This window comes from Hymenobacter sp. UYAg731 (assembly GCF_054061335.1).
Map to the genome: position 1 here is coordinate 273,280 of NZ_JBSSEC010000004.1, position 20,934 is coordinate 294,213.

Below are 20,934 nucleotides of genomic sequence, written 5' to 3' on the forward strand. Positions count from 1 at the left end.
CCTTAAAAAACAGGAATTTGGGCGTGCAAGAAACAGCTTTTTCAGCAAACCGCCGCCCTACCGCTATCCAACCGCTGACTCACAGCAGCTTCTGCACCCAGCGTAGCGGCAGCCACTTCATGGCGCGGGCCATCAGGCCCCAGGGCCAGCCGGGCACGAAGGCTTGCACCGGCTCGCGCTCAATGGCCTTCACGAGGGCGCGGCAGCCGGTTTCGGTATCTACCATGTAGGGTGTGCTCTTCACCTTAGCATTGATTTCGGACCGGATGTAGCCCGGGTACATGATGCTGACCTTAATGGGCGAATTCAGCAAATCGGCCCGGATGCCCTCCGTGAGAGCCGAGAGGCCGGCCTTGGTGGCGGCATAGGTCGTCTGGGCGCGGGGCATGCCGCGCATGGCCGCCACCGACGAAATGGTGACCAGATGCCCCGCGTTCTGGGCCCGAAAAATCTCCAGCGCGGCCTCGCACTGCGCCAGCGCGGCCACAAAATTGGTCTGGGCCGTCTGGAGGTTGGCGTGGAAGTAGCCGGTGCCCAGCGACGCGCCTTTGCCCATGCCCGCATTCACAATGATGCGGTCGATGGTGCCCAAATCGGCTTGGAAGGCACGGAAGACTTCGAAAACCTGCTCGTGGTTATTCACATCCAGCGCCCGCACGAAGACTTTAATGTTGGGATGAGCGGTTTCGAGCTCGGCTTTCAACGCGTCGAGGCGGTCGGTGCGGCGGGCGCAGAGGGCGAGGTTGCGGCCCATACGGGCGTATTCGCGGGCCATTCCTTCGCCCAGGCCCGAGCTGGCTCCGGTGATGAGGATGTTTTGGCGGGTCATATTTTTCTAGGTTATGAGGGTGGGAGGGCAGGAGGTAATAGGGGCACCAAAAAGAACGTCATGCAGAGCGCAGCGCAGCATCTTGCCCGCCACCACTAACTCAATTTTTAGAACGTCATTGATTACTGCCTGCGGGCAAGATGCTGTGCTCTGCATGACGTTCGGTTATTCTCACTTCCCGCTCGCGCGCATGGCCCTCCGGCAGCGCCAGTGCAGGTAATGCACGAAAATCCAGAAGTTTTTAAACGCCGGGTTGCGCGTCTGCTTGTGGTGGTAGCGGTAGTAAATCTGCTGGGCGATGGCCGAAAGCCGGAACAAGCCATATACTTCGTAAAACGCCCAACTCTCGGGCTGGAAGCCGGTTTTCTCGCAGTAATACGCCACCACTTCCTGGCGCGTGAGCATGCCGGGCAGGTGGGTGGGCTGGCGGCGGGTGGCCTGGGCCAGGAAGTCGTCGTCGGCCTGCACCCAGTAGGCCAGCAGGTTGCCCAGGTCCATGAGCGGGTCGCCGAGGGTGGCCAGCTCCCAGTCCAGAATGCCCAGAATATGCGTGGGGTCGTCGGCATCGAGCACCACGTTGTCAAACCGAAAATCGTTGTGCGTGATGCAGATGCGTTCCTGTGTCGGCTGGTGCGCCTCCAGCCACTGCATGATGCGCCGGCCGCTGGGCACGTTCCAGGTGCGGGCCTGGGTGTAGCGCCTGCTCCAGCCGCTAATCTGGCGCTCCGTATAGCCCACGCCACTACTCAGCCCCGCCAGCCCGGCCGCTTGATAGTCGACCTGGTGCAACTCAATCAGCGCATCGAGCACGTTCAGGCACAGCTGGCGCACGGTGGCGGGCGGCAAGTCCAGTCCGCGCGGCAGGTTTTTGCGCGGAATGATGCCGGCCACGCGCTCCATCACGTAGAAATCGACGCCGATAATGCTGGTATCCTCGCAGTAGGCCACCATCGCTGGCACGTAGTGAAACACTGGTTTCAGGACCTTCTGCACGCGGTATTCGCGGCCCATGTCGTGGGCCGACTTGGCCTTGGTGCCGGCCGGCGGCCGGCGCAGAATAAGGTCGGCGTTGTCGTATTCGAGGCGGTAAGTCCAGTTGGAAGCCCCGCCGGCGTACTGCGTCACGCGCGGCATTCCGCGCAGCTCGGGGCGCTGCTGCTTCAGCCAGGCATCGATGGCGGCGGCATCCAGCTCTTCGCCGGGGCGCAACGGGCCGGCGGTATCGAGGAGGCGGGTGGCGGATGGGTTCATGGGATTCTGAATTAGAACAGCAAACTCCCCTCCTTACCAAGGAGAGGATGTTTGAACCGAATGTTCGGATGGGGTGGTTGTGGGCGTTGCACAGCTTGCAGCCGGACGGTACAGCATAACGTTTGGGTGTCGTTCAACGAATTCAACCACCCAATCTTACGCTTTGCGCAAGCATCCCCTCCTCATCTGAGGAGGGGAGTGTCGTTCATTCCCGCTTCGCCTTATACTTCGCCAGCTCCACCCGGGCCACCATGGCGCGATGCACCTCGTCGGGCCCGTCGGCCAGGCGCAGGGCGCGGGCCATGGTGAAGAGGGCCGTAAGCGGTACGTCGTGCGACACGCCCGCGCCGCCGTGCAGCTGAATGGCCTCGTCTACCACGCGCTGGAGCACGTTGGGCGCAACGACTTTAATGGCCGAAATCTCATTCATGGCCGCTTTTACGCCCTGGTTGTCGATTTTCCAGGCGGCGTAGAGCGTGAGCAAGCGGGCTTGGTCGATGGCCATGCGCAGGTCGGCCACGCGCTCTAGGTTGCCGCCCAGGTGCAGCAGCGGCTTGCCGAAAGCGGTTCGCGAGAGGCCGCGCGTTATCAGCAGTTCCAGCGCCCGCTCGGCCGCGCCGATGCAGCGCATGCAATGGTGAATGCGGCCCGGCCCGAGGCGGCCCTGCGCAATGACGAAGCCGTCGCCCAGCCCGCGCAGCAGGTTGGCGCGGGGTACGCGCACATTCTCAAACCACACCTCGCCGTGGCCATAGGGCGGGTCGTAATCGCTGAAGGCGGGCAGCATGCGCCGGATGTTCACGCCCGGCGCATCGAGCGGCACCAGCACCATGCTGTGGCGGGAGTGGGGCGCAGCGTCCGGGTTCGAGAGGCCCATGAAGATGGCCAGCTTGGCATCGGGGTGGCCCAGGCCGGTGGCCCACCACTTACGGCCGTTGAGCACCAGCGTGTCGCCGTCTTCGGCGATGGTGGCCTGCATGTTGGTAGCGTCGGAAGAAGCCACGTCGGGCTCGGTCATGCAGAAGACGGAGCGGATTTTGCCGGCCAGCAGCGGCGTAAGCCATTCGGTTTTCTGCGCTTCGGTGCCAAAGTAGTGCAGCACTTCCATGTTGCCGGTATCGGGCGCATTGCAGTTGAACACGGTGGGCGCGAGGAAGCTGCGGCCGGTTTCCTCGGCAATGGGGGCGTATTCGAGGGTGCTCAGGCCCGCGCCGTGGGTGGCATCGGGCAGGAATAAATTCCAGAGGCCGGCGGCCTGGGCTTTGGTTTTCAGTTCTTCGATGACGGGCAATACCTGCCAATTCTGCCAGTCGGGGCCGGGGTTGGCGGCCAGATTATCGCGGTGGTAGTCGTCTTCGACGGGCGCGAGGTGCTCGGCCATGAAGTCCCGCACGCGGGCGAGGTAGTCCTGGGTTTTGGGGCTGGGGGCGAAATCCATGTTGTACCGTGGACTCTGCGAGTCCGCGAATGAGAGTTAGGGATTGTGCAAACGCGCGGACTCGCAGAGTCCACGGTACATCATGAAATCACGCCGCTGTCAATCACCAGCTGGGTGCCGTTGGTGTAGCTCGAATCATCCGAAGCCAGGTAGATGAATGCTTTAGCCACTTCCTCGGCCCGGCCCAGGCGCTTCATTGGGCTCATCGAAACCATCTGGTTGCGCACTTCCTCGGGCGCGTCCTTGATGAGAGGCGTATCGATGTAGTACGGGCAGAGGGCGTTGACGCGCACGTTGCGGCGGGCAAACTCCAGGGCCGCCACGCGGGTGAGGCCCAGCACGCCGTGCTTCGAGGCCACGTAGGCGCTCAGGCCCGGCGCGCCGCGCAGGCCGGCCAGAGACGACATATTCACAATCACGCCCCCGCCCTGCTGCATGAACTGGGCCAGCTCGTACTTCATGCAGGTAAACACGCCGGTCAGGTTCACCTCGATGATGCGCTGAAACGACTCTTCGCTGGTTTCGAGAAAGCTGAAAAAACCTTCGCCGATGCCGGCGTTGTTCAGCGCCACGTCGAGCCGGCCAAAATGCGCTACCGTGGCGGCAATGGCCTGCTGAATATTGGCCGAATCAGTCACATCCAGGGGCATGAACAGGGCTTCGGCCCCGGCGGCCTGCACTTCGGCCAGCGCGGGAGCATAGTCGGCGCGGGGCAGGTCGGCGATGACGACTTTCGCGCCTTCCTGGGCGGCGGCTACGGCGGCGGCGCGGCCCAGGCCGGAGGCCCCGCCGGTGATGAAAACGACTTTGTTTTCGAGTTTTTTCATGGGTGGGATTGGGTGCGCGGGAATTTATAAACCGGCAAAAGGAACGTCGTATTGCCTAAAACCACGCTTCCTCCATGTCCACCGTCACGGCGTTGGGCGATTGCAGACGCTTGGCCAGGCTGGGCACTTTCACCAGCTCGTATTCGTAGAAATACTGGGCGGCCATGAGCTTGCCGTGGTAGAAGTTGCGGTCGTCGGGGTGGGCGGCGGGCAGGGCTTTTTGGGCTACGGTGGCCTGGCGCAGCCATTGCCAGGCCACCGCCACCAGGCCGGCCAACTCCAGGTAGAGCGTGGCATCGGCCAGGAAAAGCTCGTGGTTTTGGGCAGCCACGCCCAGCAGGTGGCCGGTGGTTTGCTGCAAAACACCCACCGCTTTGGTGAGCTGCCCGGCCAGGTGGGCCAGCGCCGGCTGCGCTTCGGCGGCGACGATGGCGGCCTGGATTTCTTCCAGCAGCAGGCCCACGGCCTTGCCGCCGTGCTGGGTGATTTTCCGGCCCAGCAAATCGAGCCCCTGAATGCCGGTGGTGCCCTCGTGGATGGGGTGAATGCGCGACTCTCGCCAGAACTGCTCCACCGGAAAATCGGTGGTGTAGCCCGCCCCGCCGTGTACCTGAATGGCCGCGCTGGTGCTCAGCACGCCCATCTCAGCGGGGTAGCTTTTGGCGATGGGCATCAGCAAATCGAGCAGCAGCTCGGCATTTTCTTTTTCTGCGCCCTCCCCGGCCCGGGCCACGTCCATGTAGTAGCTGCACTGCAACAGCAGGCCCAGCGCGCCTTCCATGGTGGCTTTCTGGAAGAGCAGCATGCGCTTCACGTCGGCGTGCTGGATGATGGGCACCTGGGGTTTCGTCACGTCGCGGGCGGCCACGGGGCGGCCCTGGGGGCGGGCGCGGGCGTATTCGAGGGCCGCGTAGTAGGCCGCCGTGCCGATGGCCGCCGCGCTCACGCCCACGGCCAGCCGGGCCTCGTTCATCATCTGAAACATGTAGCGCAGGCCCTGGTTGGGCTCGCCCACGAGGTAGCCCCGGCAGTCATCGGCCCCGCCCATCATGAGGTGGGCAATGGGCGCACCCTTGCAGCCCAGCTTGTGGTAGATACCGGCCGTGACCACATCATTCCCAATTAAATCCTCCGGTTTCGTGGCCTCATCCGGCAGGCCCCCGGCCACGCGCTGGCGCGGCACGGCAAAGAGCGAAATGCCCTTCGCCCCAGCCGGCGCGCCCTTGATGCGGGCCAGCATAAGGTGTACCACGTTGTCACAGGCATCGTGGTCGCCGGAGGAGATGTAAATTTTCTGGCCGCGCATGTGGTAGTAGCCCTCCTCCGTCGGCTCGGCCGAGGTGATTATGTCGGAGAGCGAGCTGCCGGCATCGGGCTCCGTCAGGGCCATGGTGCCCTGCCAGCGGCCGGCGTACATGTGCGGCGTGAAGGCGGCCGTGAGCGCCGGCGCGGCAAAGCTGCGCAGCAGATTGGCCGCGCCCAGCGTGAGAAAGGGCGGCACGCTGGCCGAATAATTGGTGGCCTGCATGGCAAACACGGCCGCGTTGTACACGGTGCCGGGCAGCTGCTGGCCGCCTTCCTCGTAGGAGAACAGGGCGTTTATCCAGCCATCCTCGCCGAAGCGGCGCACGATGTTTTTCACGCCGGGGTGCAGCCGGATGGTGCCGTCCACGAGTTGCGGCTCCTGGCGGTCGAGCTCGGTGAGCAGCGGTTTCAGGAGCTGGTCGGCAAACTGGCCGGCGGTGTCAAGCACGAGGTCGATGGAGCCGCGGTCGTGGTCCCGGAAGTACGGGAAGCGGTTCAGGCTTTCAACGTGTAGCACTTCGTGGAGCTGAAACGCGAGGTCGCGGCGGGAATAGGCTTGCTTGACCATTATCAGAAGAAATTGGGTGGGAAGGGAGCGCGGGTAAAAGTACCGGCTGGCTGCAACGGCCCCAATGACCTAGGTTAAGAAATGCGGCGGGCAGAATTATGCAGAACGTCACTATTACAGCTGGTGGAACGTCATGCCGAGCGCAGCCGAGGCATCTCATGTGCCATCACTTAACCAATCGTTGAACCCCATTGATTACTGTCCCGAGCGAGATGCCTCGGCTGCGCTCGGCATGACGTTCTTTCTCTGTCTCTTCCCCTATCCTCCCCCTTACAGCTGCGCCCGCATGCGGCTCAGGCTTTCAGGCTTCACGCCCAGATAGGTGGCGATGTGCCGCTGGGGCACCTGCTGAATCAACTCGGGATTCTGGCGCATCAGGGCGAGGTAACGGGTGCGCAGGTCGTCCATCTGGAAGGCGCGGAGGCGCTCGGTGAGGCCGCAAACCAGGTTCTCGTTGATGCGGCGGCCCAGGCGCTCGATGGGCGGCACGCAGCGAAACAGGCGGTTGAGGTCGGGAATCAGGATTTCGTGGGCCTGCACATCGGTCAGGCATTCGAAATAGAGCTCGGTGGGCACCTGGGCCACGATGCTCAGGGTGTCGAAGCAAAAGGAATCGATGCCATAGAAGGCGCTGGTAATGTCTTCGCCGCGCACGAGGCGGTAGGCGCGGGCCAGGCCGGATTCGATGAAATAGAGGCGGTCGGGCGGCGGGCCGGGATGAAACAGCTCGGTGCCTTTGCGGAAGGCGCAGGGCCTAATCACGGCCATGGTTTGCTCCAGCTCGGCGGCGGTGAGGTGGGCGTGCTGCTGCAGGTAGGCGCGCATGGGCAGGGCGGGGAAGCGGGCGTAAGACGCGAAAAAAGGGGACGAATAAAGCCGTTCGGGCCATTTCTTCACGAAAAGTACGCCGCCTGGGCAGCAACTTTGTCCATCGTCCCGTTTCAGGGGCTCACACTTGCCACTTGCTTGCGGCCGTACCGGCGGCTCTCTTATGAATCTTTTCGTTTATTCGCCTCTCAGCGCTTCGGCCCGCACTTACCTTCAGCAGCAGCTACCCGCCGACGTGGAAGTCACGTTCAGCCACGATTTAGCCCCCGAAGACCAGTTCCCGGCTTTCCAGGAAGCCGAGGTGCTGCTCGGCAACCCGCCGCCGACCTGGCTGGCGGCCAGCCCCTCGCCCCTGCTGCGCTTCTGGCAGATTGATTCGGCCGGCTTCGAGCGCTACCGCCACCTGCACCTAGACGTGCCCGTGGCCAACATGGGCGACTTCTTCGCCTGGCCCTGCGCCGAAACCATGGTGGGCGGCCTGCTGGCCCTATACCGCCACCTGGGCGAGCTGGCCGTGCTGCAAGCCCAGCGCAAATGGGTGGGCGGGGCCTACGTGCGCAACCGCGCCGGCCTGCTGCGCGGCAAGCGCGTGGTGGTGCTGGGCGCGGGGGCCATTGCGCTGGCCGTGCGCCAGCAGCTATCTGGTTTCGAGTGCTCGGTGCAGTTGCTGGCCCGCACCCACCCCGAAGCCCGGCTGCATTCCAAACAAGACCTGAAGGCCGTGCTGCCCGAAACCGACATCGTAATAAATACCCTGCCAGGCAGCGCCGAGGGCTTTTTCTCGGCCGAGCTGGTTCAGGCCATGCGCCCAGGCAGCATCTACGCCAGCGTGGGCCGCGGCAACACCACCGACGAGCCGGCGCTCATTGCCGCGCTGCAAGCCGGCCACCTCGGCGGGGCCGTGCTCGACGTAACGGCCATCGAGCCCCTGCCCGCCGACAACCCGCTCTGGACCCTGCCCAACGTGCTGCTCACCCAGCACACCGGCGGCGGCCAGCACCACGAAGACGAAAGCAAAGTCGACGTGCTGCTGCGCAACCTGGAGCTGCTGCGCCACGGCCAGCCGCTGGAAAATCTGGTGGATTTGAGCCGGGGGTATTGAGCTGAGTTGTTGGGTTAGTGGATTTATTCACTTCCACAACCCGCCAATCCACTAAACCACCAATGCGCTACTTCCCCGGCACCCACGGCACCTCCGCCGCAAAAATGGCCTTCAGCGTGTAGCCTTTTGCCTCTTTCGCCGTGAGCTGGTGCGCCCAGGCCACGCGCCCCACCGGGTTGGCCCCGGGGCCGGAGGACTTGTACTCGGCAAAATAGGCCGTTTTTTCATTGGCCGGATTCTTCCAATTTTCCCAGCCGGCGGGTACGATGTGGCCGCCCATTTCGGTGTTCAGGTACACCACTTTGGCGTTGGGCCGCCAGGGCCGGCCGAGGTGTACTTTCTTCGCCAGGGCCGTGTCGGCGGTGAGCTTACAATTCAGAAATACGAAGCCGAAGGGCTGTTGCTCGGGCGTGGATGCGGCCGTGATGAATGAGCTTTTCTTGCTCTTGATGACGCAATGGTCGAATACGGCGGTGCTGGCTCCGAAAATAAAGTCCGTCGTGCCTTCGAGGTAGCAGTCCTGAAAATACTGGCGGGTGTGGCCGGCGGCCAAGAACAGAATGTCCTGGTTGCCCACCACCCGGCAGTGGCGGAAAGTGGCGCGGTCGCCCTCTACATGCAGGGCTACAGCCTGGCCGGCGGTATAGCCGGCCGGGTTGGCGAAGGTGAGGTTTTCGGCGGCGAAGTTGTTGGCCTGCACCAGCACCGAGTGCGAGGAATAGGTGTCGTGCCCGGCCGCATCGCCGGTGTGGTCGTCGAAGGTGAGGATGGTGGTTTCGGCGTTTTCACCCACCAGTCTGAGGTGGGTTTTGAGGGTGCCCACTACCAGCTTTTCGCGGTAGGTGCCCGGCTTGATGCGGATGGTGACCGTGGTTTGCGACTGATTGGGCACGGCATCCACGGCGGCTTGCACGGTGCGGTAGGTGCCGCTGCCGTCCTGGGCTACGGTGATGGGGCCGGCGGGTGGAGTCGTTTGGGCAACGGCCGGCGCGGCGGCCAGCAACAGGAGAAGCAGGTGTTTCATTGGAATGTAGCGCGAACTTTTAGTTCGCGAGTCTGAACGGTTCATGCGCGAACTAAAAGTTCGCGCTACATCACTCCGCCGGCTGCCAGCCGTGCAGCACGTTTTCGCGGGTGTACTGCTTTGCTTCGGCTTCCGTGAGCTGGTGCGACCACGGCGCACGTTTGGCCGGCGCGGCACCGGGGCCGTGGCTCTGATACTCGGCGTAGTAGGCCGTTTTTTTGTTCGATTCCTTGCCCCATTCGTCCCAGCCCTCGGGCCGAATCATGGCTCCCAACTCGCAGTTCAGGTACACGGTTTTGGCGTAGGGCCGCCAGGGCCGGCCCAGCCCGAAGCTGCCCGCCGGCGCATCGCCGCCAATGCGGCAGTTGCTAAATACGTAGCCAAACCGCGCCGTGTCGGGCGTGCTGCACGCCGTGACGTAGCCACTTTTCTTGCAGAAAATGACGCAGTCTTCAAACCAGGCCGTGCTGGAGCCGAAGATGAAATCGACCGTGCCTTCGATGTAGCAGCTCTTGTAAAACTGCCGGCTGCCGCGCCCAAACGTGTACAACGTATCCTGAAACCCCAGAAACCGGCAGTTCACGAACGCGGCCTTGTCGCCATCAACCCACACCGCCACCGCCTGCCCCACCGGCCCCGCCGCGTTCTGAAACGTGAGGTTCTCGGCCGAAAAATCCGTGCCGTAGATGTAGCAGCTAGCCGAGCCCGACGTGCCCTTGTCCTCCCCAAAAATATTCTTCTTCTGGTTGTAGTCGTCGTAAGTGAGGATGGTCAAGTCCCGGTCCTCGCCCATGAGCTTCACCATTTGCTTCGACCCGGCCAGAATGAGCTTCTCCTTATAAATGCCCTTCTTAATAAAAATGGTGGTGACTTTCTTCCGAAAATCGGGCACCGCATTAAAAGCCTCCTGCACGGTGCGGAACCGGCCGCTGCCATCCTGCGCCACCACAAAGTCATATCCCCAGGCCCGGCCCAGCCCACCGAAACTCAGAAGCACAAGCAGCAGTAGGTTCTTCATGGTTCAGCGCTAAGTGTGGCGCAAACCTAGCGGCTGGCCGGTCCGAAAGCACGGAAATTCTGCGCAATCGTTCCCGGCAACCTATATAATAGCAATTGCACAAACAGCTTTTTAAAAAGTTGTTTGTGCAATTGTGCTCCAAACCGCATCGGGTTTCTACTCTACAGTTCCGAAGCGTGGTCCTACATGAAATTCTCATTCCTACTCTTTTTGTGCGGCTGGTTGCTCCAACTGCACACCCAGGCTCAAACCACCGTTTACGGCCGGGTGCTCGACGCTAAATCCGGGGACGTATTAGCCGGGGCTACCATTCTGCAAACCGGAACAAGCAATGGCATCGCCTCTGATACCGAAGGCAACTTTACCCTAGCCATCCCAGCTTATTCCGACAGCATTGCACTGACATTCTCCTCGATTGGCTACAGCACACAGTGGCGGCGCGTGGCCCCTGGCAGCTACACTACTATCCGGCTAAGGCAGGACAACCGACTTATCGAATGCGACCTAAGCATTTCCCCACGCGCCGAAGTTGGTTTGGCCAGCGGGGTTCGATACGCGCCTTTTGGCGGCATATTAAAGCTTTATGGCAACCGGCTGGTGCGACTGCCCCTCACGGCAATGGTAAGCTACCAAACTAATTTCAGCCGAAACCACACCTTCACAGCCAGCCTCGAACTACCACCACTTTGGCAACGACGCTTCACGATTTTGGAAGCTCTCAGCTACGAACAGTTGCAGGCGGTGCCTGCTAACATGCGCTTCAGCAGCTACAAAATGCTGGTAAGCGTTGGTAGTTTCCGCACCATCTGCTCCTTGCCCTCCCTCGTGTTCCTGCTGGGCGGCGGGTATGCCCAGCACCAGTCACTGCCGGTAGCCGATGTCGCTTCGACTACCGGTTTTGGCTACAGTTTCGGCCTGCAAACGTATTACTACACCCAGCCCTTCCGGCTGGCGGGTACCGTGCAAGCCACGCGCTGGCCGGGTTACTGGCAGTGGCAGGCGCGCCTCACGCATTCTTTTGGTCGCGATTTCCAATTCGGCGTAACCTGCAACCAGCTTCAGCGCTACACCGAAATATCGGTGCTTCTCAGCCACACTTTTTATTAACGCTGAGCGCCAAACGCAAAAAGCCCGACTAACCGGCCGGGCTCTCTCTTTTCAACCATTCGCCGCGCTTATTCCGGCGAAACGCTGGCGGCTTTGGTCATCATCTCCACAATCTCGGCCGAGATGCCGGTGGTGCTGAAGCCGCCGTCGTGCATCAGGTTCTGCATGGTCACGTAGCGCGTGAGGTCCGAGAACAGCGAGATGCAGTAGTCGGCGCATGCTTCGGCCGGGGCATTGCCCAGCGGCGACATCATGTCGGCGAAGTTGTAAAAGGCATCGAAACCGGTGATGCCGGTGCCGGCCGTGGTTTTGGTGGGCGACTGCGACACCGTGTTCACGCGCACCTTTTTCAGCTTGCCGAAACGCTGGCCGTAGCTGCGGGCAATGCTTTCGAGCATGGCCTTGGCCTGCGTCATATCGGTATAGTCGAGGAAGGCGCGCTGCGAGGCGATGTAGCTCAGGGCCACAATGCTGCCCCACTCGTTCATGGCGTCCTGCTTCTCGGCCACGGCCATCATCTTGTGAAACGACATGGCCGACACGTCAATCGTCTGCTGGAAGAATTTGTAGTCCAGCTCGCCGTAGTGCTTCTTTTTGCGGATGTTGGCGCTCATGCCAATGCTGTGCAGCACGAAGTCAATCTTGCCGCCCAGCTTCTCCTGCGCGCCCGAAAACAGCGCCTCCAGTTCCTCCGTCGAAGTCGCATCGGCCGGAATGATGGGGGCGTTGCACTCCTCGCTCAGCTTGTTGATTTCGCCCATTCGCATGGCCAGCGGCGCGTTGGTGAGCACGAATCGCGCCCCTTCGGCATGCGCCCGCTGGGCCACTTTCCAGGCAATGGAATGTTCGTTGAGCGCGCCGGAAATGATGCCGACTTTGCCGGCGAGGAGGTTATTAGGCATTGGGTAAATGAGTGATTGAATAAACGGGTAAGGGAGCCGCAGGTGGCTCAAATTCTGATTTCGGCAGCAAGTTACTCATTTACTCACTTGCTCATTTACCACTTCGCCCCGCAGCGCCAGCAGCTCGCGGGCGCTCTGGAAGGCGTTTTCGCTGGGCTTGGCCCCCGCAATCATGTGCGCAATTTCCTTGATGCGGTCGTCCTGATTCAACTCGCGGATGCGGCTCACGGTACGGTCGGCGCGGTCCTCCTTGTACACGAAGTAGTGGACGTCGCCGGCCGCTGCCATCTGCGGCAGGTGCGAAATGGCCACGAGCTGGTGCTTCTGCGCCATCTGCTGCATCATGCGGCCCACCTTCACCGCGATTTCGCCCGAAATACCAGTGTCAATCTCATCGAATACAATCGTCGGCAATGCCGTCTTATCGGCCAGCATATACTTGATGCATAGCATAAGGCGCGAGAACTCGCCGCCCGAGGCGGCCTTGCTCAGCGTCTGGGGCTGCGCGCCTTTGTTGGCCGTGAAGAGGATGCTCACCACGTCGATGCCGCTGGTAGCCGGCGCGCCGGCGCTGTGCTGCACCACGATGCGGGCGTGCGGCATCCCCAAATCGGCCAGCAGCAGCCCCAGCTGCTTCTCGAAGTGCGGAAACGACTTGCGCCGGCTCTCTGACAGCTTGTTGCCCTGCTTGGTCACGGCCGCCAGCGCCGCGTCCGAATCCTTACGCAAACGGGCAATTTCCTTATCCAGGCTCAGCACGGAGCTCACTTTCTGGCGGAGGTCGTCGCGCACGGCGATGAGCGCGGGCAGGTCGCGGGCCTGGTGCTTGCGTTGCAAGGTGTAGAGCACGTTGAGGCGGTCCTGGAGCTCTTCGGCGCGGGCGGGGTCGCCCTCGGTGCGGCGCTCGGCGGTTTCCACCTCGTCGGCAATGTCGTGCAGTTCAATCAGACAGGAGTTCAGGCGCTCGCGCAAATCCTGGAAGTTGTCGGCGTAGCTCGCCACTTGGCCCAGCAGGCCCACGGCTTCCTTGAGGTTGCCGGTGGCGCAGGTTTCGCTGTCGCGCAGGCCGTGCAGGGCCTGGCTCAGCTTGTACTTGATTTCCTCGGCATGCTCCAACTGCTTGATTTCCTGCTCCAGCGCGTCCTGGTCTTCGGCATCAAGCTTAGCTTCTTCCAACTCATTTAGCAGGAAGCTGTTGTAATCCAGCTCCTTGCTGGCTTGGGCGGCCTGGCCCTCTAAGGCCTGCAAGTCCGTTTCGAGCTTGCGGTACTGCCGGAAAGCATGGCTGTACATGGTGCGCTGCGGCACCAGCCCGGCGTACAAGTCCAGCAAATTCAATTGAAAAACGCCATCGCCCAGCAGCAGCGTGTCGTGCTGCGAGTGAATGTCCATCAGGTTAGCGCCGATTTTACGCAGGGCTTCCAGCGTCACGGGCGTGTCGTTGACAAAAGCGCGCGACTTGCCATTCGGACTGATTTCGCGCCGCAAAATGCAGTGCGTGTCATAGTCCAAATCCTCGGCTTCGAAGATATCCTGCAACTGATAATTGGCGATATCAAACTGCCCCTCAATCACGCATTTGCGTTCGGTATCGAAGAGCATGCGCGAATCGGCCCGGTTGCCCAGCAGCAGGCCAATAGCGCCCAGCATAATGGATTTACCGGCCCCGGTTTCACCCGTAATAATATTTAATAGTGGCGACGGACGCAGCTCCAGCTGCTCAATCAGCGCGTAGTTATTAATCCGTAAATCGACTAACATATTTTTGAATTATAAATTATAAATTACGAATTATAAATTGAGTTTATGATGACAATCTCACAACGACTTGCCAACATCTATAATTTATAATTCGTAATTTATAATTCATTTTAAAATCGTTTGATATTTCGCCGAATTCGTCGGGTCTACTTCTGTGAGCATGGTCACGAGCTGCTGCTTCTGTAGCTGGTCCTGACTGGTGCGGAAAATATTGGCGATTTCGTCCGACTTGGCATCGAAGAATGCCCGGGCGAATAGGGTTCCGGGGCGCGTGAGGGCGGCTTTCTGCACACCCGTCAGAGCAGCCATTACCGAGGTTCGGGCCTCTTCGGGCTTCTCAATAAAAATATCCATGCCCTGCCGGTAATAGCCATACAGCCCGGTGCGGAAGGCTTCGAGTTGCGGGTCGGTCAGGTTGTCGAGGATGAAGTGGCGCTCGCGTGAGCCGCTGCCGCGCCAGCCTTCGTCGGTTTCGTTGGTCTGCGTCTGGTTGGCCGAATAGTTCACAATGGCGCGGGCCTGGTCATAATAAGGCGTTCCCCCGAGCCGCGAAAATGTATCACGGTCAAGACCAATAACAATATTGGCGTAGAAGCCCAACAGCGAAGCCAGGTTTGAAGTAAAACTGCTGGCTGAAAAGGCGAGCGTATTAGGGGTATAATTAAAGTTGAAGCTGCGGTCAACGATGCTCACCACGTTGGTTTCGTAGCCGGTGCCGTATACCGGGCGCGTGGAAATCAGGCGCATGGTGGTGTTGTAGGTTCCGTTCACCGGAATGGCCGTGATGCCGATAAACATCTTGAGACGGATTTTCTCGTCCTTGCCGTAGGTGAGGTTGGTCCACGTCTGCGTATTGAGCAGATTGCGGATGTCGTTCTGCATCTGCGTGACAATGGTAGGGTCCGAAATCGTCACGTTTTCGGTTGATACGCGCACTTCGGCCAGCAGTTCCTGGGCGCGGGCGGCGGGGCCGGCCAGCAGTAGCAGGGCCAATATGGGCAGGGCCGTAAGGAATTTTCGCATCATGAGGAAGGGGCCAGACGGGCCAGAATCAGGCTAACCAGTCCGCGGGCCACATCGGCCTTGGACTGCAACTCAAAATTAACGATTTGGCCGGCGGCATCCAGCACCGTCACCTTATTGGTGTCGTGGCCGAAGCCCGCGCCCGCATCGCGCAGGGAATTGAGCACGATGAGGTCGAAGTTTTTCCGATGCAGCTTGTCCTGGGCGTGGGCCAACTCGTTCGTAGTCTCCAACGCAAAACCCACGGCAAATTGTTCAGCCCGCTTGCGCCGGCCGAGCGTGGCGGCGATGTCCACGTTTTTCACCAGCTCCAAGGTCAGCGTTTCGCCCGATTTCTTGATTTTATCGACGGCGATGTGGGCGGGCCGGTAGTCGGCCACGGCTGCCGCAAATACCCAAACGTCGGCATTTCCTGCCACTGCCGCCGCCGCCGCAAACATCTCCGCCGCCGTTTCCACCCGCACCGTGCGAATGCGCGGGCTGGCCGGGTCGGGCAGGTGACTGGGGCCGCTCACCAGCGTCACATCCGCGCCGTGCGCGGCAAAGGCTTCGGCCAGCGCATAGCCCATTTTGCCCGTCGAGCGGTTGCCGAGGAAACGGACGGGGTCGAGCGGCTCGTAGGTAGGCCCGGCGGTGAGGAGGACGTGCATCAACTATTGAATAGGAAAGATTGATTGAAGAACGTCATGCTTCGGCTGCGCTCAGCATGACGTTCAGTCAGAATCGGTACTACCAAAATACTGCTCCAGCCCAGCCACAACATCCTCCGGCTCCAGCATGCGCCCCTGGCCGCTGAGGCCACTCGCCAGCTCGCCCCTGGGCGAATCAAAAACGTGATTGCCGAAGGAGCGCAACCGGGCCAGGTTTTGCGTCACGGCCGGGTGGGCAAACATATCCAAATCCATGGCCGGGGCCAGAAATACCGGGCAGCGGGCTGATAAATACACCGCACACAACAAATTAGGGCACAAGCCATTGGCCAGCTGGCCGATGGTATTGGCGCTGGCGGGCGCAATCAGCAGCGCATCGGCCCAGAGGCCCAACTCGACGTGGTTGTGCCATTCGCCGGCCGCCGCATCACGCAAAAAGCCCGTCAGGACGGGCTTTTTGGATAATGTTCCCAGTGTGAGGGGCGTCACGAAAGCCGTAGCGGCTTCGGTGAGGATAACCTGTACTTCGGCTCCGGCTTTGATGAGCAGGCGCGTGAGCGGGGCGGCTTTATAAGCGGCAATGCTGCCGCTGACGCCCAACAGGATGCGCCGGCCGGCTAAAGGGGAATTTGTAGGTTGCGGGTTGCTGATTGCAGGCATCACCGATTTAAATCAAAAAACGTCATGCTGAGCACAGCCGAAGCATTTCCATCGCATAAGTAACTAATTACTCTCGCGGTAGAGATGCTTCGGCTGCGCTCAGCATGACCGTTTCATTAAACTACCCGAGTTTCTTAGAACAGCTCGCGGGGCACCGGCACTTCTTCCGGCTCGGGCGTGGAGTAGTAGATTTTGCCTTGCAGGAACTCCTCAATGGCCAGGCTGGTGGGCTTGGGCATGCGCTCGTACTGCTTGGAAACTTCGATTTGCTCGCGGTTTTCGAACACTTCTTCCAAGTTATCAACTGTGGAGGCGAACTCGGCGAGGCGGTCGTTCAACTCTTCCTTCAGCTTAATCGACAGCTGGTTGGCGCGCTTTGAAATCACGGCAATGGCCTCGTACACGTTGCCGTTGTCGCCGGTGATGTCGGCCACGTTGCGCGTGATGATGGAGCTCGACGGGGTGTTGGGATTGGGTTTCATGGGCTGATTTAGTGACAATTTAGTTGGCGGCGGCCGTGGGCACGGCCTTCAGGCGAACAATCTCGGCCTGGCTGAAATCGTACATATCCTGCGCGGATTTCAGGTTCTTGCTTTTGGGGTACGTATCGAGAAACTGCTGGTAGAAGGCTACGGCATCCAGATAACGTTCCCGCTGCTTCGATTCGATGCTTTCCTTGGCCCAGGCGTACTGCGCGTTCAGGCGCAGGAACGCGGCCTGCTCGGCATACGCCGAAGCGGGATAATTGAGCTGAAAGTTGGTGAGCGCCACCACGGCCGCCTGGTTGTAGCGCAACTGGAAGTAGAGCCGGGCGCTTTCATACGCCTTGTTTTCCAGCTTGCGCTGGAGTTCCTGCGACATATTCTCCGTTTCGGCCTTGAACTTGCTTTCGGGGTAACGGTTCAGGAAATCCTGGATGGCTTCGATTGCTGACACCGTATTAGTCTGGTCGAGCTCGTAGCCGGGCGAGTCCAGGAACAGCGACTTGGCGTGCAGATACGAGGCTTCTTCGGAATACTCCGAATTGGGATACGTGTCGGTGAACGACTTGAAATAGAACGCGCTCAGCACATAGTTGCGCTGCTTGTAGTTGGTGTTTGCGAAGTAGAACTGGGCTTTTTCGGCCTCGGGGCGGCCTTTCAGCAGCGGAATGAGGTCTTCGAGCAGCGTGCCGGCCCGGAAAAAGTCGCCCTTTTCGTAGTACTTGATGGCGGCTTCGTACTTTTTATTAACGTCGGTGCTTTTCAGCAGGCGTTGGTAGCCGCTGGCGCAGGAGCCCAGAATGAGCGTACTAACAAGCAGAAACAGGACCGTGAGGCGGGAAATCGGCATAAGGGGTGCAAAGGTAACGATTTGAGCCGGCGGAGGCAAACCGCACGGCGGCTGGTGCGGGCCCGGCTGCGAGCAAGAGGCCCAACAGCAGGCCAAAGGTTGCAGCTAGCGCCGCGTGGGAGTAGCTATGGCTGCCGGTTTAGCCGGCGCGGAAATGGCGGGTTTAATGACCGGCTTCACGGATTTGGCAGGAGCGGCAGGCTTGGGGCTGGTTGTTTTGGCAGGCGTTTTGGCTTTGGGTTTGATGGTTTTGGAAGCGGGGGCGGCTTTTTTCTTCACCACTTTTTTCTTCACCATTTTCTTCTTTTTGGGGCGGTCGTCGAACTGCTTGCCCAACACCTGGCGGCGGGTGGGCCGTTCCTTGGCACGCCACTGGTAGCCTTTCAGGCGCTCGTCGTCGGGCTTTAGTTCGTGGGGCGGGATGAATTTGGCCTCGGGATTGGAGAGGACGGAGATTTTATTCAGCTTGCTATCTAGGAACAGCAGGCGCATGTTGGCCGACAGCACCCGGTTCATGCCGGTGGTCACGGTATCGCCGTCGAGGGCGTAGAAGATGCTTTCGGCGTTGCCAAGCACGTCCACGCGGCGCATTTTATTGTCGCGGAAATAGGCCATCATGTTGCGGCCCTTGGTCTGGTTGAAGTTTAGGAGCGTGTCCTGATTTACGGCAAACGCGTTGGAATACAGACGCATTTCGTCCACTTTGCCGCGCTTCGAGCGGATTTGGATGGAGTCGGCGGTGAGCTGGTTTTTGGCCTGCCACAGCACCGGGTCGCGGTTGAGGTAGATGATGCTGTCCTGCCGGTCGTAGGTCAGTGAGTCGCAGATGCCCTGGAGGTTACCCCGGAAAATCTGCACCTTAGGAAAGGCGTAGAGGACGGTGCGCGTGGTGGTTTGGCCGGGCCGGGCCTCGATGCTGATGAGCGTATCGGCGGCCATGTAGAGCGTGTCTTTCTGGCTGCCGATGTTGCGCACTACCGGCCGGCCACCGTAGAGCTTGGTGCGGCCCAGGGCACGCCAGTATTTGCCGGCATCGCCGCGTAGCACTAAGTTGTCCTTCTTGGACGTGAGGGAGACGTGGCCCCGCGCCACGCCGTACTGCTTCACCTCATCGTACACCAGCTGGTCGCCGCCCAGCAGGTAATTGGGCGTGTCGATTTTGGCGTTGCGCTTGAAGTCCGAAACCCGGGTTTTGGTGTTGTAATTGCCGCCTTCGGCATACAGATTCCCCTGCTTGCCCTTGATGCGGGTGGGGCCGTTGAAATAGGCAATTTTGCTGACGGTGTTGTAGCGCAGCGTGTCGTTGTTCAACTCCGAATCGGGCGTGACGAGATGCACGTTCTGCTTGAAAACGAATACTTTGGTATTAGTATCGTAAAATCCCTGCTGGCTGTCGAGGGTGTTTTGCGGGTCGGTAAGGTGGCCGGTTTCGGTGTAGGCAGCCGTTTTGCGGTTCAGGTCGTAGTCGAGGCTAGGCGTGGTCAGGGTCATGCGCGGGTCGCGCATCACCACGTTGCCCAGCATACGGGCCGTGCGCTGGTTGCCGTCGTAAAAGCCGTGGTCGCCGGTAATGGTCATGGTATCGTTCTGCACCACGCGCACATTGCTGAAGGCTTCCACCTGGTTGCGTTCCAGGTATTGGTAGGCCGAGTCGCAGTACAGAAACACGTCGTCCTGCTGAAAGCTGACGTTGGTAATCAGCTTGCGGATTTTCACCCCTTCAAAGTCGCCGCCCACCAACTCGCCGGCCGTGAGCAGCTTGATGGGCGAACCCTGCGCCTGCGCCGGCCGGGGGCGGGCGGCAGGCGGCGGCGTGGGGCGCTGGGCCTGCCCCAGCAGTGGCACCAGCAGGCACAGAAGTAAAAAAACGCGAAATACGGCCATTGAGGGCGCAAAGGTACGGACGGAGGCCGCGCTAACGGCCATCTTTGCACTGTAGTACTTATTGGCCCATTGGGCTGCCCGTTGCACCATGCTGGAATCCGTTCGCCGCTTCATCGAAGAAAACAAGCTATTTTCCATCGAAAACGACCCCATTCTGGTCACGGTCAGCGGTGGGCTCGATTCGGTGGTGATGCTGGATGTGCTACATAAGCTGGGCGCGCAGGTGGCGGTGGCGCACTGTCATTTTGGCCTGCGCGGCGAGGATGCCGATGCCGACGAGCAGTTCGTACGCAAGCTGGCCAAGCAATATGGCCTCCCCTACTTCGCCGAGTTTTTCCAAACCAAAGCCTACGCCGAGCAGGAAGGCATTTCGACCCAAATGGCGGCCCGCTTTCTGCGCTACCGCTGGTTTGAGCAGGTACGGCAGGTGCAGGGCCTAGCCTACATCGCCACGGCCCACCACCAGCGCGACGAGGCCGAAACCATGATTCTCAACCTCACGCACGGCACCGGACTGGCCGGGCTGCACGGCATTCAGGTAAAAAACGGGCACATCATTCGCCCGCTGCTGGGCTTGGGGCGCGAGGCCCTGCACGAATACTTAGTGGAGCGCGGCCTGCGCTGGCGCGAAGACGACAGCAACGCCAGCCCCGTGTACCAGCGCAACCTGCTGCGCATTGAGGTGCTGCCCGTGCTGCGCGAAATCAACCCCAATCTCGACCAGACCATGCACGGTACCGCCGAGCGCGTGGGCGGGGCCGAGGAAATCGTGCGCCGCTACGTGGAGGAAACCGCCGCCCAGGCCCGCCGCGACGAGGCCGAAGTGACTTATCTGAACATTTCTACCCTGCAAAAAACGGCCGCCACGGCTCTGGTGCTGCACGAAATTCTCCGGCCCTTCGGCTTCTCCTGGCTGGTGGTGAAGGACATTGTGGCCGCTTTCCCCGGCGAGTCGGGCCGAAAGTTCGACTCGCCCACGCACCGGCTGGTGAAGGACCGGGAGCATTTGGTTATCACGCCGCGCCGGTTGTCGCAGTTTGGCACGTTTCAGCTGGCGGCGGGCCAAACCGACTTGCTAGCCGACGGCATGCGCTTAAAAGCGGAGTTGCACGACGATGCCCGACACTTCATCATCCCGCGCTCGAAAAGCACGGCCGCCCTCGATGCCGACAAGATTAAATTCCCACTCACGCTGCGCAAATGGCAGGAAGGCGACTGGTTTATGCCCCTCGGCATGAAAGGCAAAAAGCTGCTTAGCGACTTCCTCATCGACCAGAAAGTGCCGCTGAACCTGAAGGACGACGTGCGCGTGCTCACCTCCGCCGATGGCAAAATCTGCTGGGTCGTGGGCTGGCGCGTCGATGAGCGGTTCAAGGTAGAGGCAGCCTCCGAGCGGGTGCTCACCGTACAGCGGATGTAGTTTTT

Annotated in this window: 19 protein-coding genes; 3 read left to right on the forward strand and 16 right to left on the reverse strand. The window is 60.6% G+C overall.

From position 1 onward, the window contains the following. Window positions 1-79: 79 nt before the first annotated feature. The 6 genes from ACVWYF_RS13165 to ACVWYF_RS13190 form a co-directional block, all read right to left on the reverse strand. Window positions 80-829 (reverse strand): SDR family oxidoreductase, encoded by a 750-nt coding sequence (locus tag ACVWYF_RS13165; protein ID WP_457068681.1) that lies wholly within the window; start codon window positions 827-829, stop codon window positions 80-82. A gap of 171 nt (window positions 830-1,000) precedes the next feature. After that, window positions 1,001-2,080 carry a phosphotransferase family protein gene (locus ACVWYF_RS13170; protein ID WP_457068683.1) on the reverse strand — a complete coding sequence of 360 codons (1,080 nt, stop codon included), beginning with the start codon at window positions 2,078-2,080 and terminating at the stop codon, window positions 1,001-1,003. Window positions 2,081-2,285: 205 nt separating this feature from the next. Further along, a complete protein-coding gene (locus tag ACVWYF_RS13175) occupies window positions 2,286-3,518 on the reverse strand; it encodes an acyl-CoA dehydrogenase family protein (protein WP_457068685.1) in 1,233 nt (410 codons plus the stop codon). Between the two features lie 80 nt (window positions 3,519-3,598). After that, window positions 3,599-4,345 carry an SDR family NAD(P)-dependent oxidoreductase gene (locus ACVWYF_RS13180; protein ID WP_457068687.1) on the reverse strand — a complete coding sequence of 249 codons (747 nt, stop codon included), beginning with the start codon at window positions 4,343-4,345 and terminating at the stop codon, window positions 3,599-3,601. Between the two features lie 55 nt (window positions 4,346-4,400). Beyond that, on the reverse strand, window positions 4,401-6,218 hold the full coding sequence (locus ACVWYF_RS13185) for an acyl-CoA dehydrogenase (protein WP_457068689.1): 1,818 nt from the start codon (window positions 6,216-6,218) through the stop codon (window positions 4,401-4,403). A gap of 270 nt (window positions 6,219-6,488) precedes the next feature. Continuing rightward, window positions 6,489-7,043: a Crp/Fnr family transcriptional regulator gene (locus tag ACVWYF_RS13190; protein ID WP_457068691.1), complete on the reverse strand. Its 555-nt coding sequence runs from the start codon at window positions 7,041-7,043 to the stop codon at window positions 6,489-6,491. Window positions 7,044-7,209: 166 nt separating this feature from the next. On the opposite strand from ACVWYF_RS13190, the gene ACVWYF_RS13195 reads away from it, so the two are divergent. After that, on the forward strand, window positions 7,210-8,148 hold the full coding sequence (locus ACVWYF_RS13195) for a D-2-hydroxyacid dehydrogenase (protein ID WP_457068693.1): 939 nt from the start codon (window positions 7,210-7,212) through the stop codon (window positions 8,146-8,148). A gap of 67 nt (window positions 8,149-8,215) precedes the next feature. Here ACVWYF_RS13195 and ACVWYF_RS13200 read toward each other — a convergent pair whose 3' ends face one another. Then, a complete protein-coding gene (locus tag ACVWYF_RS13200) occupies window positions 8,216-9,172 on the reverse strand; it encodes a pectinesterase family protein (RefSeq protein ID WP_457068695.1) in 957 nt (318 codons plus the stop codon). Window positions 9,173-9,242: 70 nt separating this feature from the next. Next, a complete protein-coding gene (locus ACVWYF_RS13205; RefSeq protein ID WP_457068697.1) occupies window positions 9,243-10,190 on the reverse strand; it encodes a pectinesterase family protein in 948 nt (315 codons plus the stop codon). A gap of 186 nt (window positions 10,191-10,376) precedes the next feature. On the opposite strand from ACVWYF_RS13205, the gene ACVWYF_RS13210 reads away from it, so the two are divergent. After that, on the forward strand, window positions 10,377-11,297 hold the full coding sequence (locus ACVWYF_RS13210; protein ID WP_457068699.1) for a carboxypeptidase-like regulatory domain-containing protein: 921 nt from the start codon (window positions 10,377-10,379) through the stop codon (window positions 11,295-11,297). A 68-nt stretch (window positions 11,298-11,365) separates the two neighbouring features. Here ACVWYF_RS13210 and ACVWYF_RS13215 read toward each other — a convergent pair whose 3' ends face one another. From ACVWYF_RS13215 to ACVWYF_RS13250, 8 genes are all read right to left on the reverse strand, one after another. Further along, window positions 11,366-12,199 (reverse strand): enoyl-ACP reductase FabI, encoded by an 834-nt coding sequence (locus ACVWYF_RS13215; protein ID WP_457068701.1) that lies wholly within the window; start codon window positions 12,197-12,199, stop codon window positions 11,366-11,368. A 75-nt stretch (window positions 12,200-12,274) separates the two neighbouring features. Then, window positions 12,275-13,960, reverse strand: coding sequence for a DNA repair protein RecN (gene recN / locus ACVWYF_RS13220; RefSeq protein WP_457068703.1), 1,686 nt, complete (start codon window positions 13,958-13,960; stop codon window positions 12,275-12,277). A gap of 105 nt (window positions 13,961-14,065) precedes the next feature. After that, on the reverse strand, window positions 14,066-14,986 hold the full coding sequence (gene porD / locus ACVWYF_RS13225; RefSeq protein WP_457068705.1) for a type IX secretion system protein PorD: 921 nt from the start codon (window positions 14,984-14,986) through the stop codon (window positions 14,066-14,068). Further along, window positions 14,983-15,633, reverse strand: coding sequence for a phosphopantothenoylcysteine decarboxylase domain-containing protein (locus tag ACVWYF_RS13230; protein WP_457068707.1), 651 nt, complete (start codon window positions 15,631-15,633; stop codon window positions 14,983-14,985). The genes porD and ACVWYF_RS13230 overlap by 4 nt, the downstream gene beginning before the upstream one ends. 63 nt (window positions 15,634-15,696) lie before the next feature. Further along, window positions 15,697-16,293, reverse strand: a complete 597-nt coding sequence (locus ACVWYF_RS13235) for a flavoprotein (protein WP_457068709.1) — start codon at window positions 16,291-16,293, stop codon at window positions 15,697-15,699. A gap of 134 nt (window positions 16,294-16,427) precedes the next feature. Further along, a complete protein-coding gene (locus tag ACVWYF_RS13240) occupies window positions 16,428-16,775 on the reverse strand; it encodes a DNA-directed RNA polymerase subunit omega (protein WP_168675189.1) in 348 nt (115 codons plus the stop codon). 19 nt (window positions 16,776-16,794) lie between these two features. Next, window positions 16,795-17,625 carry an outer membrane protein assembly factor BamD gene (locus tag ACVWYF_RS13245; RefSeq protein ID WP_457068711.1) on the reverse strand — a complete coding sequence of 277 codons (831 nt, stop codon included), beginning with the start codon at window positions 17,623-17,625 and terminating at the stop codon, window positions 16,795-16,797. A 105-nt stretch (window positions 17,626-17,730) separates the two neighbouring features. Then, complete coding sequence (locus ACVWYF_RS13250) at window positions 17,731-19,509, reverse strand: OstA-like protein (RefSeq protein WP_457068713.1); 1,779 nt, start codon at window positions 19,507-19,509, stop codon at window positions 17,731-17,733. Window positions 19,510-19,597: 88 nt separating this feature from the next. On the opposite strand from ACVWYF_RS13250, the gene tilS reads away from it, so the two are divergent. After that, the gene (tilS, locus tag ACVWYF_RS13255; protein WP_457068715.1) at window positions 19,598-20,929 is read left to right on the forward strand and encodes a tRNA lysidine(34) synthetase TilS; all 1,332 of its coding nucleotides are present in this window, start codon (window positions 19,598-19,600) and stop codon (window positions 20,927-20,929) included. The last annotated feature ends 5 nt before the right edge of the window (window positions 20,930-20,934 follow it).